This window comes from Collinsella aerofaciens (assembly GCF_040915425.1).
GTDB classification, from domain to species: domain Bacteria; phylum Actinomycetota; class Coriobacteriia; order Coriobacteriales; family Coriobacteriaceae; genus Collinsella; species Collinsella aerofaciens_BW.
Genome location: NZ_JBCPDN010000007.1, coordinates 4,030 through 19,540, shown reverse-complemented (window position 1 = coordinate 19,540; position 15,511 = coordinate 4,030). Strand labels below are relative to the sequence as shown.

At 60.5% G+C, this 15,511-nt stretch carries 11 protein-coding genes and 3 tRNA genes; 7 read left to right on the top strand and 7 right to left on the bottom strand.

All coding sequences use genetic code 11. The annotated features are described in order from the left end of the window. The first annotated feature begins 52 nt into the window (after positions 1-52). The 4 genes from AB5164_RS01880 to dinD all read left to right on the top strand — a co-directional run bounded on the left by AB5164_RS01880 (position 53) and on the right by dinD (position 4,615). Positions 53-787 carry an iron-sulfur cluster assembly scaffold protein gene (locus AB5164_RS01880; protein ID WP_006235554.1) on the top strand — a complete coding sequence of 245 codons (735 nt, stop codon included), beginning with the start codon at positions 53-55 and terminating at the stop codon, positions 785-787. Positions 788-805: 18 nt separating this feature from the next. After that, positions 806-1,810 carry a GGGtGRT protein gene (locus tag AB5164_RS01875; RefSeq protein ID WP_006235553.1) on the top strand — a complete coding sequence of 335 codons (1,005 nt, stop codon included), beginning with the start codon at positions 806-808 and terminating at the stop codon, positions 1,808-1,810. A gap of 256 nt (positions 1,811-2,066) precedes the next feature. After that, the gene (locus AB5164_RS01870) at positions 2,067-3,593 is read left to right on the top strand and encodes an FAD-dependent oxidoreductase (RefSeq protein ID WP_368142389.1); all 1,527 of its coding nucleotides are present in this window, start codon (positions 2,067-2,069) and stop codon (positions 3,591-3,593) included. 161 nt (positions 3,594-3,754) lie between these two features. Continuing rightward, positions 3,755-4,615, top strand: a complete 861-nt coding sequence (gene dinD, locus AB5164_RS01865) for a DNA damage-inducible protein D (protein WP_368142390.1) — start codon at positions 3,755-3,757, stop codon at positions 4,613-4,615. Between the two features lie 83 nt (positions 4,616-4,698). On the opposite strand, the gene AB5164_RS01860 is transcribed toward dinD, so the two are convergent. The 3 genes from AB5164_RS01860 to AB5164_RS01850 form a co-directional block, all read right to left on the bottom strand. Beyond that, positions 4,699-4,774, bottom strand: a tRNA-Lys gene (locus AB5164_RS01860). Between the two features lie 43 nt (positions 4,775-4,817). Further along, a tRNA-Lys gene (locus tag AB5164_RS01855) sits at positions 4,818-4,893 on the bottom strand. Between the two features lie 22 nt (positions 4,894-4,915). Then, a tRNA-His gene (locus AB5164_RS01850) sits at positions 4,916-4,992 on the bottom strand. A gap of 166 nt (positions 4,993-5,158) precedes the next feature. On the opposite strand from AB5164_RS01850, the gene AB5164_RS01845 reads away from it, so the two are divergent. After that, on the top strand, positions 5,159-6,340 hold the full coding sequence (locus AB5164_RS01845; RefSeq protein ID WP_195239198.1) for a pyridoxal phosphate-dependent aminotransferase: 1,182 nt from the start codon (positions 5,159-5,161) through the stop codon (positions 6,338-6,340). Positions 6,341-6,484: 144 nt separating this feature from the next. Further along, positions 6,485-7,375: an ROK family protein gene (locus AB5164_RS01840; protein ID WP_368142391.1), complete on the top strand. Its 891-nt coding sequence runs from the start codon at positions 6,485-6,487 to the stop codon at positions 7,373-7,375. 115 nt (positions 7,376-7,490) lie between these two features. On the opposite strand, the gene AB5164_RS01835 is transcribed toward AB5164_RS01840, so the two are convergent. The 4 genes from AB5164_RS01835 to argS all read right to left on the bottom strand — a co-directional run bounded on the left by AB5164_RS01835 (position 7,491) and on the right by argS (position 14,616). Next, a complete protein-coding gene (locus AB5164_RS01835) occupies positions 7,491-7,940 on the bottom strand; it encodes a VanZ family protein (protein WP_117770213.1) in 450 nt (149 codons plus the stop codon). Positions 7,941-7,947: 7 nt separating this feature from the next. Next, on the bottom strand, positions 7,948-9,348 hold the full coding sequence (locus AB5164_RS01830; protein ID WP_368142392.1) for a hypothetical protein: 1,401 nt from the start codon (positions 9,346-9,348) through the stop codon (positions 7,948-7,950). Positions 9,349-9,659: 311 nt separating this feature from the next. Then, on the bottom strand, positions 9,660-12,233 hold the full coding sequence (gene rho / locus AB5164_RS01825) for a transcription termination factor Rho (RefSeq protein ID WP_438265607.1): 2,574 nt from the start codon (positions 12,231-12,233) through the stop codon (positions 9,660-9,662). A 529-nt stretch (positions 12,234-12,762) separates the two neighbouring features. Further along, entirely contained in the window at positions 12,763-14,616 is a 1,854-nt protein-coding gene (gene argS, locus AB5164_RS01820) for an arginine--tRNA ligase (protein WP_117655689.1), read from the bottom strand. Positions 14,617-14,958: 342 nt separating this feature from the next. On the opposite strand from argS, the gene AB5164_RS01815 reads away from it, so the two are divergent. Next, positions 14,959-15,444: a CarD family transcriptional regulator gene (locus AB5164_RS01815; protein ID WP_022094807.1), complete on the top strand. Its 486-nt coding sequence runs from the start codon at positions 14,959-14,961 to the stop codon at positions 15,442-15,444. Positions 15,445-15,511: the final 67 nt, after the last annotated feature.

The following is a 15,511-nucleotide window of genomic DNA, read 5'->3' as shown; positions in this document are numbered from 1 at the left end:
ATCGCCAGCCACGACCCCCAGACGGGACGCCAACACGATAGAGAGGAGAGGCATGCAGTACTCACAGGAAGTGGAGAACATGTGCCCCGTTGCCAAGGGTGCATACCACGGCCCCGCACCCATCCCCGAGGAGGGCAAGTGGGTCCAGGCTAAGGAGATTTCCGACATCTCCGGTCTTACGCACGGTGTGGGTTGGTGCGCACCTCAGCAGGGCGCCTGCAAGCTCACGCTGAACGTCAAGGACGGCATCATCGAGGAGGCCCTCGTTGAGACCATCGGCTGCTCGGGCATGACCCACTCTGCCGCCATGGCTTCCGAGATCCTTCCCGGTAAGACCATCCTCGAGGCCCTCAACACCGACCTCGTCTGCGACGCCATCAACGTTGCTATGCGCGAGATCTTCCTGCAGATCGTTTACGGTCGCAGCCAGACCGCGTTCTCCGAGGGCGGCCTGCCCGTGGGCGCCTCCCTCGACGACCTCGGCAAGGGCCTTCGCTCTCAGGTCGGCACCATGTTCGGCACCAAGGCCAAGGGCGCTCGTTACCTCGAGCTCGCTCAGGGCTACGTCACCCGCATGGCTCTCAACGACAAGAACGAGATCATCGCATTCGAGTTCCTGAACCTCGGCAAGTTCACCGACGCCGTCAAGGCCGGCAAGACCCCCGAGGAGGCCATCGCTGGCGCTATGGGCCACTATGGTCAGTGGGAGAACGCTGCCAAGTACATCGACCCGCGCACCGACGAGGAGACTCACTCCGTCGCCAGCGTGTTCCCGGTTCACGAGTAGAAAGGGAGGGAAATAACTATGACTGTTACGTTCGAAGGTTACGAGCGCCGCGCTGACAAGATCAACAAGTGCCTCGCCGACAACGGCATCGCCTCCCTCGAGGAAGCTCTGCAAATCTGCACCGACAAGGGCTTCAACCCGCGTGAGATCGTCAACAACACCCAGTCCATCGCCTTCCAGAACGCCGAGTGGGCCTACACCCTCGGTTGCGCTCTCGCTGTCAAGCGTGGCGCCAAGTCCGCTTCTGAGGCTGCAGCCATCATCGGCGAGGGCATCCAGGCCTTCACCGTTCCCGGCTCCGTCGCCGAGGACCGCAAGGTCGGTCTGGGCCACGGCAACCTGGGCGCCATGCTGCTCTCCGACGACACCGAGTGCTTCGCCTTCCTGGCCGGTCACGAGTCCTTCGCTGCCGCTGAGGGCGCTATCGGCCTGGCTCTGAACGCCAACAAGGCTCGTAAGAAGCCGCTGCGCGTCATCCTCAACGGTCTGGGCAAGGACGCTGCTCAGATCATCGCCCGCATCAACGGCTTCACCTACGTGAAGACCCAGTTCGACTACTTCACGGGCGAGCTCAAGGTCGTCGAGACCATCCCCTACTCCGATGGTCCCCGCGCCGCCGTCAACTGCTACGGCGCCGACGACGTCCGCGAGGGCGTTGCCATCATGTGGCACGAGAACGTCGACATCTCGATCACCGGTAACTCCACCAACCCCACGCGCTTCCAGCACCCCGTCGCTGGCACCTACAAAAAGGAGCGCCTCGAGGCTGGCAAGAAGTACTTCTCCGTCGCTTCTGGTGGCGGCACTGGTCGTACCCTGCACCCGGACAACATGGGCGCCGGCCCTGCCTCTTACGGCATGACCGACACCATGGGCCGTATGCACTCCGACGCCCAGTTCGCCGGTTCTTCCTCCGTGCCTGCGCACGTTGACATGATGGGTCTCATCGGCATGGGCAACAACCCCATGGTCGGTGCCACCGTCGCCTGCGCTGTCGCCGTCGAGGAGGCCCTCAAGGCCTAATCGCGCCCGCGCGATGCTCATATAGTTGAGCTTTGGAGCCGCTACCCACCCAGGTAGCGGCTCTTTTTGTTTGCGCTGTCGCAGGGTAGCTAATGCCGATATATCAGTTGGGGCGAAATACAAGATGTGATGAGATGGAGCGTCAGAGCGTCCATGACGCCCACCTGCCATATTTGCCCTTTACCGATTTGCCGAGTCTTTGCGGCCCCATTGCCGATCACCCGTGCGACAATGCGCCGGACGAGAAAGGAATCCGATGGAATCGACTGATGTACTGGTAATTGGATCTGGCATTGCGGGACTTTGCGCCGCCATCGAAGCGGCACGCACGGGTGCAACCGTCACTGTGGCAAGCGCCGGCAAGACTATGAGTGGATCGAGCTTCTTCCCCGGAACCTGGGGCCTAGGGCTTATCGGACCCGTTAACGAAGACGACGAGCAGGACCTCATCGACACCATCCTGGCCGTCGGCGGCGGCGTTGCCGACCCCGAACTCGTCCAAGCGTTCGTCCACGGCATTCCCCAAGCGATTGACTGGCTCGAGCAAGAGCTGGGCGTTGAGCTCCAGCGTCCGCAAAGCGCCAAGAGTGCTCAACAAAAGCAATTTATCCCCTGCTTTGACCACAAGACGCGCATGTGGCGCGGCCTCACCCGCAAGCCCCTTGAGGACGCTCTGACGACCCGGATCGAGTCGCTCGGCATTCGCCTGCTCCCCCGCCATGAGCTTATCGACCTTGTTGAGGACACGAACGGCAGAATAACCGGAACCGTACTCTACGACCTTACCGAAAATCGAATCGTGCCCTTTGCTGCCAAGGCCACGGTCATCGCAGCCGGTGGCACAGGCGGCCTGTTCGAGCGCAGCCTTACGTCGGCTGATGTGCTCAGTTCCTCGCAGGCCATCGCGCTGGCGCACGGCGCAACACTTACTAATATAGAGTTCATGCAGATGATGCCCGGCTTCATCGAGCCCAGGCGTAACTTGGTCTTCAATGAGAAAACCTGGCGCTACGTGCACGTAGACCAGCCGGTAGATATTGCCGACGACAAGCTGGACGACCTGCTCGAGCAGCGCTCTGGATATGGTCCCTTCACGTCACGCTTGGCCTCCCGCGCTATCGATCTCGTCATCGATCAGGCAGGTGTCGAAGGCCTGGCACTCCACTACGACTTCCCCCGCGAGGATGTCCCAGAGTTTGTGCAGACCTTTGCCACCTGGCTGCAAGACGAGCACGGCATCGCGCCGACCGACGAGATGCGCGTTGCGATGTATGCCCACGCTGCTAACGGCGGCATCAAGATCGATAAGACCGCGCACACGGGCGTTGAGGGCCTCTACGCTTGCGGCGAGGCGACAGGCGGCATGCACGGCGCCGACCGCATTGGTGGCTTGTCAAGCGCCAACGGCATCGTATTCGGACGTATCGCGGGCGCATCGGCAGCCCTCACAGCGCAGAAAGAGCCTGAAGCGGCCCTGAAGACGGATATCACCCTCCCCCAGTACGGCATTGCCACAACAGATGCCGATCGCCTGACACACAGCCTTAGGCACACGATGAGCACCTATTGCATGATCAACAGGACCGAAACAGGCCTATCCGAGGCCCTGCAACAGCTTGAAAGCCTGCAAGACAAGGCCATGGCGCTGAGCAAGCCGCATGCCGATGACAGCGAGATCGCAGCCCTCGCCCGCCTACAGTCGCAGATTCGACTAGCACAGGAAATGGTCAAAGCCATGCGTAAGCGGACCGAAAGTCTCGGATCGCACTATCGAGCGGATTAAACCGGACACCTATCTAAAGCAGAACACAATCAATCGATATCCATGGGCCCCGTGAGCTTGAAGCAGCACGGGGCCCATTCGTGTCCGCACGACAGCGTATCCTTATTCTGAATATAGAGCGGGCAAAGCCCGCATAGAAAATAGACCAGCGAGGAGGAGATATGGACAGCAGGGATATCGAGAAATGGCGTGTCGAACTTGACAGCTACGCCCATGTGGAAGACGGCGTTGAGTATTGGCTCGCACGCGATTTAATGGAACCCATGGGGTACACTCGATGGGAGAACTTCGCCGAAGTTGTTAAGAGGGCAAAAGTCTCGTGCGAAACAAACAAAACTCCAGTTGATTCCCATTTTCGTGACACCACGAAAATGGTAACTGCCGGTGTCGCCGCTCGCGCGGTTAAAGACTACAAACTTACGCGCTATGCATGCTATTTAATCGCACAGAACGGAGATTCAAACAAGCCAGAGATCGCGCTCGCCCAGGCATACTTTGCCGTGCAGACGCGCCGCCAAGAGCTCATAGAGCAGCGCTTCGCAGAGATTCAGCGCTTGCAGGCGCGCCACTCGCTATCCGATTCAGAGAAACAGCTCTCGGGTATTGCGTTCAAACGCGGCGTGGACTCCAAAGGATTCGCGATCATCAAGTCGAAGGGCGATGAGACGTTATTCGGCGGCAGAAGCACGGCGGAAATGAAGCAGCAGCTCGGCGTACCCAAGAGCGCGGCATTGGCGGACAGGTTAGCCGATGTCCTCATCAAAGCAAAGGACCTCACGAACTCGATGACGGCCTTCAACGCCGAGGAACACGACTTGTACGGTCTGGACCAGATCAAACAAGAACACGTCGAGAACAACACGAGCGTGCGTGGCAGCCTCATCGACCGCGGAATTGTTCCCGAGAACCTACCGCCTGCCGAGGATACAAAAAAGCTCGAGCGTCGCGTGAAGGCAGACGAGAAGAAACTCAAGGAGGGTACTGACGGTTTCACCGATCCCCAGGGTAGACTCAATCTGTGAAAGCGGCCGCGCCCTTTCGGGTTCGACCCCATGCGAGGTTAAGAAAAAAGCGACCAGCCTAAGCCAGTCGCTTTAACATGCTTTGGTGGGCCGTCAGGGAGTCGAACCCTGGACCTTGGGATTAAGAGTCCCCTGCTCTACCAACTGAGCTAACGACCCAAAGCTAAAGTCCGTTATGGCGGACTTTAGATGAGATATCGTGTGGTGGGCCGTCAGGGGTTCGAACCCTGGACCTTGGGATTAAGAGTCCCCTGCTCTACCAACTGAGCTAACGACCCGATATCAACACGAAGCAAGAACTGGGGTGGGTAAAGGGACTCGAACCCTCGACCTACGGGACCACAACCCGTCGCTCTAGCCAACTGAGCTACACCCACCGTGTCCTGTGCGCTTCGCGCTCGACTATTATTGCAAGGAACGCCACGCGATGCAAGCCCCAATTTTCAAGAATTTTGAAAAGAGTTTTTCGAGCGCGTTTCGAGCAATTCCCACCGGTTCCATAGGAGTAAACTTGCCCCACTGCAAATCCTTGAAAGGACCGGCATGAAAGAACTCTCCAACCGCACGGCAACATTTACCGATTCGGTCATCCGCCGCATGACACGCATCTCCAATAAGTACGATGCCGTCAACCTGTCGCAGGGCTTCCCCGACTTCGATCCTCCGGCGCAGCTGCTCAACAGCCTGAGCACCATCGCCGCCGACCCCAAGCCGCTCTACCACCAGTACTCCATTACCTGGGGCTCCCAGGCCATGCGCGAGGCGCTCGCCGCCAAACAGGAGCACTTTATGGGCATGCCGATCGACCCCAACCAGAATATCGTGGTCACCTGCGGCTCCACCGAGGCCATGATGGCCGCCATGATGACGGTTACGAACCCCGGAGACAAGGTCGTCATCTTCTCGCCGTTCTACGAGAACTACGGCGCTGACACCATTCTCTCGGGTGCCGAGCCCATCTATGTGCCGCTCAACCCGCCCACGTTCGACTTTGACCGCGAGACGCTCGAGGCAGCCTTCCGCGACAACGACCCCAAGGCCATCGTCCTGTGCAACCCTTCCAACCCTTGCGGCAAGGTCTTTACGCGCGAGGAGCTCACCTTCATCGCCGACCTCTGCAAAAAGTACGACGCCTACTGCATTACCGACGAGGTATACGAGCACATCGTCTACGCGCCCCACGAGCACGTCTATATGGCCACGCTGCCCGGCATGTTCGAGCGAACCATCAGCTGCAGCTCGCTGTCTAAGACGTACTCCATCACCGGTTGGCGCCTGGGCTACACCATCGCCCCGGCCCAGATCACCGAGCGTATCAAGAAGGTCCACGACTTTCTCACCGTGGGTGCCGCCGCTCCCCTGCAGGAAGCCGTTGTCACCGCCCTCAACTTCGACGACAGCTATTACGATGAGGTCCTCGACCTCTACACCGCCAAACGCGACTTGTTCTGCCAGGGGCTCGATAGCATCGGTCTTGAGCATAACGTGCCGCAGGGCGCCTACTACGTCATGATGGACATCTCTGAGTTTGGCTATGACAGCGACCTCGAATTCTGCGAGGACCTCGCATCCAAGGTGGGCGTGGGCGCCGTGCCCGGCTCGAGCTTCTTCCGCGAGCCCGTCAACCATCTGATTCGTTTCCACTTTGCCAAGCGGGATGAGACGCTTAACGCGGCACTGGAGAACCTCAAGTCGCTACGTGATAAAATCAAGCCGCGCGGGTAAGGACGGCCCGGCAACTAAAGCAACCAAAGAAGCCCCGCACCGCCCGCCACGTTGCGAGGCTTCTTCTTTTTATAGCGCTTTCTTAAATGGTTTAGAGCCCTATACTTTAGTCACGGAGCAACTCGTCCCAGAGAGAGGAATACTATGGCAGAACAGCAGCTTATCGGAGCGCTCGAGGCCGGCGGCACCAAGATGGTCTGCGCCACGGGCTATGCAGACGGTACGGTCCTGGAGCGTGAGCAGATCGCGACCACGACCCCGCAGGAGACCGTTGAGGCCGTCAATGCATGGTTTGCGAACAAGGGCATCGCCGCGCTGGGCATCGGCGCCTTTGGACCCACCGCAGTCAACCCTGCCTCGCCCCAATACGGCAAGATCCTAGAGACGCCCAAAACGGCATGGCGCTACTTCGACCTGCTGGGCACCATCCAAAACGAGCTCAATATTCCCTGCGGCTACGACACCGACGTCAACGTTGCCTGCTTGGGCGAGGTCACCTTTGGTTGCGCCCGGGGCCTCACGGACGTGGTCTACCTGACCATCGGCACCGGTGTGGGCGCCGGCGTGCTCTCGGGCGGTAAGCTCGTACACGGCATGATGCATCCCGAGGCCGGCCACATCCTGGTCACGCGCGACCCGCGCGACACCATCGGCGAGCATAGCGCTTGCCCCTTCCATGACAACTGCCTCGAGGGCCTCATCGCCGGCCCCGGCGTTAAAAAGCGCTGGGATGGCAAGAGCGCCGGAGACATGGCCGATGACCCAGAGGCCATGGACCTGCTCGCAGGCTATCTAGCACAGGCGCTCATGACCTACACGCTGTGCTACGCGCCGCAAAAGATCATCATCGGCGGCGGTGTGGCCGACCACACCCCCATCGTGCCGCTCGCACGCAAAAAGTGTGCCGAGATGCTCAACGGCTATATCGTCACGCCCGAGGTCAACGACATCGATAACTACATCGTCAACAACAGCCTCGAGGGCAAGCAGGGCATTATGGGCTGCCTGGCCCTGGGCGCACAGGCGCTTCAGTAGCAGACGCACCCACAGGGCGTGGCGCGCCCGGCAAATCCGACCTACGGAACGACGCCACCACGCCTCATATAAGCCCCTCAAATAAAAAAGGCCGCCTAGGACCAAACAATACGTCCTAGGCGGCCTTTTTAGCGCACATCAGCGACCGTAAGAGATATCGGAGCACAACGCCCGTTGCCGCTCCACAGCAGTCGATCATCACATCGGTGATCATGCCGGCGCGTCCCGGCACAAAGAGCTGAATCGTCTCGTCGATCGAGGGAATCAGCAGCAGGAACACCGCCGTGGGCAGCAGCACGTCAAAGGTGCGCCGGCCCTCAAAATCAAAGGCGTGCGTTGCCAAGATGCCGAGCACCATATACTCGGTAAAATGCGCGCACTTGCGAACAACAAAGTTGGTCACCCATTCATATGGAAGTCCCACGCTGTGCAGGAAACCGCGGATAGCTTCCATGACCGTTAGGCTCAGCGAGCCCGACCCCGAGCCGGGAACCAGCGAATTGCCCCAGATCAAGAGCGCCATCAGGCAGGTTACAACCGCCCATTTTCGATTGATCTTAACCATGCAGAAGTTATGCCTCCGCGCGGAGCGGCGCGAAGCTGGCGGTACCGCCCTCGATAACGCTCAGATAGGCACGGCCCGTACGCTTGGCGGTTGAGGACTGCAGGCGCTCGATCTCTTCCTCGAGGATCTGATTGACGCGCTCGTGACGACGGTTTTCCATAATGCCGGCGGCAATAGCCTCGGCCCGCTCGATGCTCTCGCGCGAGATACGGGCAGTATCCTCGGGGAACACAGCACTGTGACGGCCGACATAGGCGGGGGCAGCAGGCTGAGGGGCAGCGACGGGAGCGGGGGCTGCAACAGGAGCGGGCTCGTCAATCTCATCCAGAATCGCGGTGGCGGCGGCCCACATGTCCTCGTGGCCCGAGTAATCGGCCATGGGAACATCAACCTCGAGCGAGGCGTCCGGAAGGTCGCCGGTGTCGATGCGATCTTGGGCATCAATCGATGCGGTGATGGCTGCAGGCTCATCGAGGTCATCGAGATCGATGTCCACGGCACCGGAGATGATAGGCATGCTGGCGAGGTTTGCATTGTACGGCGCAGCCTCAGCCGCCTGCTGCTGGGCAGGAGCGCCCCAAAGCGAGCTTTCGGCGGCACGGCGGGCGGCAACGGCCTCCTCGTCCGCAGTCATGGCTTCATCAACGTACGAATTGTCGGCAGAAGCGTTCGCGTCCGCCGAGGTAGCGCTGTAGGCGTTATTGGCTGCCGCGTTGGCGACGAGCGCCACGAAAGCCGCCGTGCTGCCCGCAGGGGCGGCCTGGGAGCCAGACACGGCGCGTGCCGCGGCGGCGATGTCGTCGCGATTGAAGGAGCCGGTCTGCCCGCCGTTGGTGAGCTCGTCGATGGCGACTTGATAGACGTCGCGCGAGTGTGCAGGGTCGCAGCTCACCGGCGAATCGTCGTCGAGCATACTGTCGATCATGGACCAAGCCTCGTCCTCGTCCATAGCATCTGCGGCTCGAGCGATGGTAGGGACACCATCATCGGCATGACGGCGCTGGAACGCACCAGTCAGGCCGGAAAGGAATGCCGAGGTAGACTGCTCCGCCTGAGCCTGAGAAGCAGAAGCCGCAGCGTAAGGAGTCGCATCCTGCTGCTGAGCTGGAATCGAGGCGGTCTTGAACTCGCTTTGATGCTGATTGAGATTGGCGGCACCGCCCATGGCATCAGGCTGGAATAGACGCTCTTCACGCTGCGCACGGTACTCGGAAATACCCAGCGAGGCGGCATAGATACCCACGCCCGCCACCGCGCCCACGGCGAAGGGAACCGCACCCGCCACGACCGTCTCGTTCACAGACGAAAACGGCAGCGTCGCGGCATACATAACCACGGGAGCGGCAAGGCCGATCCCGCACGAAAGTCCGGCAAGGACTGCTCGTTGTGTTGCATCAGAAGAAGCCATGAGCTCTCCCCATCTTCCAGCACCCAAATCGCATCATTCAGTTGGCTGCGCGAGAGAAGATGAAGCGGGGCTATGCCCCAAAGCAACGGTATATGGTTCGTTTCATCTGCGTTTTCCGTCGCGAAGCTTAAAAGCTATTATGCGAAACCGCCCTGTCGATTGCAAGCGACGATGTCGGATTGAAACGGGAAACCTGCTGCTTGCCAGTCTTATGGTCAAAAAAGCGCGGAGCGGCAATAAAGAAAAGGGCCGAGGCTCAAAGCCCCGACCCTTTATTGCACTGATGACTATCGCTGCGCGTGGATGACAACCTAGAACGTCTGCTCGTAGTCGCTGTGCTTTTTGGCCGAACGCACCAGGAACTCCTGGTTGGTGTTGGTGCCCTTAAGACCCTTGATAAACGATGCGGCCGCGCGCTCGGTGTTGTTCATGCCGGCAAGAATGCGACGCAGGCCAAAGACAAACGGACGCATCTGCTCGTCAACCAACAGGTCCTCGTTACGCGTACCGGAGGCAACGGGGTCGATAGCCGGGAAGATGCGGCGGTCGGCCAGGTCGCGGTCGAGCTTAAGCTCCATGTTGCCGGTGCCCTTGAACTCCTCAAAGATGACCTCGTCCATCTTGGAACCGGTGTCGATGAGGGCAGAGGCCAGGATGGTGAGCGAGCCACCGTTCTCGATATTGCGGGCTGCGCCCAGGAAGCGCTTGGGCGGATACAGCGCCGCCGAATCGACGCCGCCCGAAAGGATGCGGCCCGAGGCGGGCGCCGCCAAGTTGTAGGCGCGGGCAAGACGCGTGATGGAGTCGAGCACCACCACGACATCGCCGCCCAGCTCCACGATGCGCTTGGCGCGCTCGATGACGAGCTCGGCCACGCGGGTGTGGTTGTCGGCGGGCATATCGAAGGTCGAGGCCACGACCTCGCCCTTAATGGAGCGCTGCATATCGGTGACCTCTTCGGGGCGCTCGTCGACGAGCAGGCAGATGAGGTGCACCTCGGGGTTGTTGATCGAGATGGACTGGCAGATCTTCTTGAGGATCGTGGTCTTGCCGGCCTTGGGCGGAGACACGATCAAGCCACGCTGACCCTTGCCGATCGGCGACACGATGTCGATGGCGCGACCGGTAATGGAGTCCTTGCCGTGCTCCATGCGCAGCGGCTCGTTGGGATAGACCGGGGTGAGGTCACCAAACTTGGGGCGGTTGCGAATCTGCTCGGGGTCTAGACCGTTGACGGTCGTGATTTTGGCGAGGCCGGCGCGCTTGTCGCCGCCGCGCGAAGGACGAAGCGAGCCCTCGATGACGTCGCCCGTGCGCAGACGCGCGGAGCGGATGAGGTAGGCGGGGACGAAGGCGTCGTCGTTGGACTTCATGTAACCGTGGGCGTGGATGATACCGGAGCTGTCCGGACGAATCTGCAGGATGCCCTTGATGTCGCGGAAGCCCTCGGCCTTCGCGGCGGTGACGTAGATCTCCTCGACGAGCTCGGCTTTCTTCTTGCCGGTCGTCTCGATCTCGAACTCCTTGGCCTTCTCGCGCAGCTCGGCGACCTTCATGGCCGCGAGTTCCTCACGCGAAAGCGTGGGCTCGGTGGGGGCGGCGTTGCGCTCCTTGTTGCGCTGTTTGCGATCGCGCTGGCGGTTGCGGCGGTCGTTGTTGCGCTCGTCCTTGCGCTCGTTGCGCTCGTCGTTACGCTTGTGCTGGCGACGGTTGGGGCGAGCGTTGTCTTCGGCCTCGGCGGGCGCGGCGCCATCGGTTGCGACGGCGTCGGCGTTAGCCACAGTATCATCGCTGGCCTCGGCCTTGGAATCGCCCTGCAGCTCGGCCTCGGCCTGCTGCTCGGACGCCTTGGCCTTAGCGGACTTCTTACGACCGCGCTTGGGCTTCTCAGACGCAGGCTGTTCGACGTCCTGGGGCTCGGCGGCGTCAGTCGATGCATCGGCGGTCGTCTCGGCGGAATCCTCGGACGCAACCTTCTTGGCAGCCTTAGCCTTGGACGTGCGCTTAGCAGCAGTGCGACGGCTGCGACCGGGACGGAGGTCGGCGGGCTCGACATCGGCGGGAGCGGCCTCGGAAGTCGTAGCATCCTGGACGGGCGCGTCGGCGGCGGTTGCAGATTCGGCGGTCGCCGCAGCATCCCGAGCGGCTGCAGCTGCGGCTGCGGCCTTCTCTGCCTCGACGAAGGCCTTGGGCTTGCGACCGCGACGGTGCGGGCGCAAAGCCGGATCGACAACGGGAACTTCGCTGGCCTCGACAGGCGCAGCGAGCTCAACAGGCGATGTGCCCTCCCCTGCCGCGGAACGGACCGAAGCCTCAGTGAGCTCGGGGGTTACCTGATCGGCAACCTGCTCGGCCTTAGCAGCCGTGCGACGGCGTGTGCGCGGTACCGGCTTCTCGGTCGGCTGGTCGGCGACAGGGGTCTCGGTGGCGGCAGGCGTCTCGGGCACAGACGGAGCTGCAAGCTCGGTCAGAGCCGCAGCCTCGCGCTCGGCAGCACGACGGCGGGCGCGCACCACCTGAGCCTCGCTAATCTGCGCCAACGCACGTGCCTGCGCGACCTCATCGGAAATCGGCGCCGAGGAGTCAGCTGCAACGGTGCGCTTGACGCGCGTCATGCGCGTGGTACGGCGCTTGGGCTTGGTGACCTCCTCGCCGTCAGCAGCAGGCTTGGCCGTGCGGCGCGTACGCTTGGGCTTTGCCGGAGCAGCCTCCTCACCAGTTGCAGGCACGGCCTTCTCAGCCGTTGCAGGCGTAGGCGTCGAAGCAGCCTTAGGCGTCTCAGGAGCCGAGGCATGCGCGGGCGCCGCGACCTGGTCCGACGCAACCGGTGCAGCGGGAGCGGCTTGCGTCGTCGTTATTTCGTTTTCTTGCTGTTGATCAGACACAGTGTTTGCTCAACTTTCTTTTCAAGCCCTGTGATCACATGCTCCCTGCATAAACCTTCAGGGCGGCTAAACAGTCTAGTTCCGTTCAAAACGACGGACATCATTGATCTGTATCGAGATGATTGCGTCATATACGCAGCGTTAGTGTAACACAACCGCCGCCACCTGCAACTTAGTCATTGGGAACGCTCTTAAACGACTAGTCAAAAGGGGCACTCTTTGGTTTAACACCCACAAATCTGACTGCCTCCGCCAAAACTATGGCGGTTTACTACGATGAATCGCTCAACCGCGACCACTCCGAAACTTGTTGAACTAAAACCGCAGGTAGATGCCCTGCACTTTTTTGCGAAAAGCTGGCGTGGTTGGAATTTCTCATATTCATCGTAGTAAACCGGCATAGTTTCGTATTTCCAGCAGTTCCAAATTCGTCAATACGTCGGCGTTTGCAAAAAGCCCGACCTCCGCATGGAGATCGGGCTTATAGGGCTCAGCAAAGCCGAACCTACACGGTTAAATGACTCGCAGATTACATCTGCTCGGGCGCGGAAACGCCAACAAGGGTGAGCACCAGGGCGAGCGTCACGCGGACGGCGTCGCAAGCGGCCAGACGGGCACGCGAAAGCTCGGGGTCGACGGGACGGCCCTCGCTCGGCAGAACCTGGCAGGCAGCGTAGAAGCTGTGGAAGTCGCCGGCAAGTTCCTCAGCAAAGTGCGTCAGACGGAACGGGGCGCGGTCGCGAGCGCAGCTGGCGATGAGGTCGGTGAGCTCGTTGAGCTTACGCGAAAGGGCGAGCTCGGTCGGGTCGGTCAGCAGCGAGTAATCGACGTTCTCACCGATGGCCTTGGCGGCGACGGCCTTCATGCCCATCTCGTCAGCCTGCTCGGGCGTAACGTCAGCGGCACGGCGCAGGATGGAGCACACACGGGCGTGAGCGTACTGCACGTAGTACACCGGGTTGGAGTTGTCGCGTTTCTTAACGGCCTCAATATCGAAGTCGACCATCTGGTTGGAGCTCTTGGAGATGAGCGTGTAGCGAGCGGCATCGGAGCCGACCTCGTCGACGAGCTCCTGCAGGGTCACCATGGTGCCCTTGCGCTTGGACATACGGACGGGCTTGCCGTTGCGCAGCAGGTTGACGAGCTGGCCCAGCAGAACCTCGAACTTGCCGGGGTAACCCAAGGCGTCGCAGACGCAGCGGACGCGCTCGATGTAGCCGTGATGGTCGGCGCCCCAGATGTCGATGACGTGGTCGACGCGCTGGAACTTATCCCAGTGATAGGCAACGTCGGAGGCGAAGTAGGTGTACTCGCCGTCGGACTTGATCAGGACGCGGTCCTTGTCATCGCCCAGGTCGGTGGAGCGGAACCACAGGGCGCCGTCCTTAGTGTAGAGATAGCCCATCTTGTCGAGCTTCTCAAAAGCGCGGTCGACGGCGGAGGTGCCGGCGGTCTCACCCTCGGTGTCCTTCACATACAGCGAACGCTCGGAGTACCAACGATCGAAGTCGCAATTGACGGCGTGGCAGAGGTCGCGCATGTTGTCGACCATCTTCACATAGCCGCGCTCGCGGAAGCTCTCCATACGCTCCTGCGGGTCGGCGTCGACCCACTTATCGCCGTCGGTGCGCCAGAACTCAGCAGCCTCGTCGATGATGTAGTCGCCGCCGTAGGAGTCCTTGCCCAGAGTCTCGGCAAAGTTGTCCTGATACGGATGGGTCTCGGGGTGCTCGTCGTTCTCGTCGGCAACAAAGGCGTCGCGGTCGGCGATCAGCAGCTTGTGAGCCTCGTCGATATCCACGCCCTGCTTGGCGATGATGTCGGCAAGCTGCATATAGCGCGTGCTGATGGAGTTGCCGAAGGTGTTCATCTGAGAGCCGTGGTCGTTGATGTAGAACTCACGCTGGATGTCGTAACCGGCGTGGTCCATAACGCGGCAGAGCGAGTCGCCCAGCGCGGCCCAACGGCCGTGGCCGATGTGCATGGGGCCGACGGGGTTGGCGGAAACGAACTCGACCTGGGTCTTCAGGCCACCACCGACGTTGGACTTAGCGAAGTCCATACCCTTCTCGCGAGCCTCGCCAAAGATGGCATTCTTGACGGCAACGGAGAGGTAAAAGTTGATGAAGCCGGGGCCTGCGATCTCGACCTTCTCGATCGCGGGGTCCTCAGGCATATGGGCAACGATGGCCTCGGCGATCTTGCGCGGGGCGCAGTGGGCCAGCTTGGCGGACTTCAGGGCCATGGTAGAGGTCCACTCGCCATGAGAAGTGTCAGCCGGTCGCTCGATAGCGCAATCGTCAAGTTCAAATGCGGAAAGGTCGCCGGCCTCCTGGGCCGCAGCAAGCGCAGCGCGTACCAGCTCTTCAATCTTCTCGGGCATAGATCCTCCTTGTGTTAAAGCCCCCGAGCTCTTGGTCACTCGTAGGGCAAAAGCCAGAGTTTGTAGCACTCTATCACAAGCGACGGGCACTGTCGCAGGGTAAAGCTAATAGATATTGCATATGCACAAAAATGACTACAGCTTGTATGGAGTCCCTCAAAGATGCCAGTCTGCCTGCAGATTATGCAGGCGTTGAAAATGCATAAAGGTGTGAATGAGCTGCGTCTGTTATCGAATACTCTTACCTATCAGAGTTGTGTGCTTTTCCTGCATAAAGTAAGGGTTTGCGCACGTCAGCGTGTTATTCTAGACATACGTAAATTCGTATAAGTTGGAGGTAGCATGTTCTCAATCGGTCAACACGTCATTCATCCGGGCCAGGGAGTCTGCACCGTCGTCGGTTTTAGGGACGACACACCGCAGCCCATGCTGCTGCTCGAGACCAAGCAGGGACATGCGCAGACGATCCTCATGTACCCCGTGGCGCAGGCCGACCGTTTGCACGCCGCCATCTCGCAGCAAGATGCCGAGCACCTGCTGAGCCACTATGACGAGCTGGAGTGCGACACCTTTACCGAGCGCAACAGCTCGCTTGAGGAGACACACTTTAAGCAGCAGCTCAAGCTGGGCGCGCCCGAGACGGTCCGCGTGGCAAAGACCATGATGCACCGCATTCGCCAGGCCGAGGAAGCTGATAAAAAACCCAGCTCCTACTACATGCGCGTACTCAAGGAGGCCAAGCGCCGCTCCATCGAGGAGTTCGCCGTGGCCTTGGGCGTCACCGAGGAGGACGCCGAAGCTCGCCTAGCCCAAGCCGCCCTCAACTAACCCATCCGCGCCAAAAACCACCACAAAGGGGACAGGCACCTTTGTGGTGGTTTTCTTGTTCTAGTAG

What these genes read in the sequence shown, in the direction of transcription:
- AB5164_RS01830 (WP_368142392.1), bottom strand. Translation starts at nt 9,348, where the DNA reads ATGGCTTCTTCTGATGCAACACAACGAGCAGTCCTTGCCGGACTTTCG.
- AB5164_RS01835 (WP_117770213.1), bottom strand. Translation starts at nt 7,940, where the DNA reads ATGGTTAAGATCAATCGAAAATGGGCGGTTGTAACCTGCCTGATGGCG.
- AB5164_RS01840 (WP_368142391.1), top strand. Translation starts at nt 6,485, where the DNA reads ATGGCAGAACAGCAGCTTATCGGAGCGCTCGAGGCCGGCGGCACCAAG.
- argS (WP_117655689.1), bottom strand. Translation starts at nt 14,616, where the DNA reads ATGCCCGAGAAGATTGAAGAGCTGGTACGCGCTGCGCTTGCTGCGGCC.
- dinD (WP_368142390.1), top strand. Translation starts at nt 3,755, where the DNA reads ATGGACAGCAGGGATATCGAGAAATGGCGTGTCGAACTTGACAGCTAC.
- AB5164_RS01870 (WP_368142389.1), top strand. Translation starts at nt 2,067, where the DNA reads ATGGAATCGACTGATGTACTGGTAATTGGATCTGGCATTGCGGGACTT.
- AB5164_RS01845 (WP_195239198.1), top strand. Translation starts at nt 5,159, where the DNA reads ATGAAAGAACTCTCCAACCGCACGGCAACATTTACCGATTCGGTCATC.
- AB5164_RS01815 (WP_022094807.1), top strand. Translation starts at nt 14,959, where the DNA reads ATGTTCTCAATCGGTCAACACGTCATTCATCCGGGCCAGGGAGTCTGC.
- AB5164_RS01880 (WP_006235554.1), top strand. Translation starts at nt 53, where the DNA reads ATGCAGTACTCACAGGAAGTGGAGAACATGTGCCCCGTTGCCAAGGGT.
- AB5164_RS01875 (WP_006235553.1), top strand. Translation starts at nt 806, where the DNA reads ATGACTGTTACGTTCGAAGGTTACGAGCGCCGCGCTGACAAGATCAAC.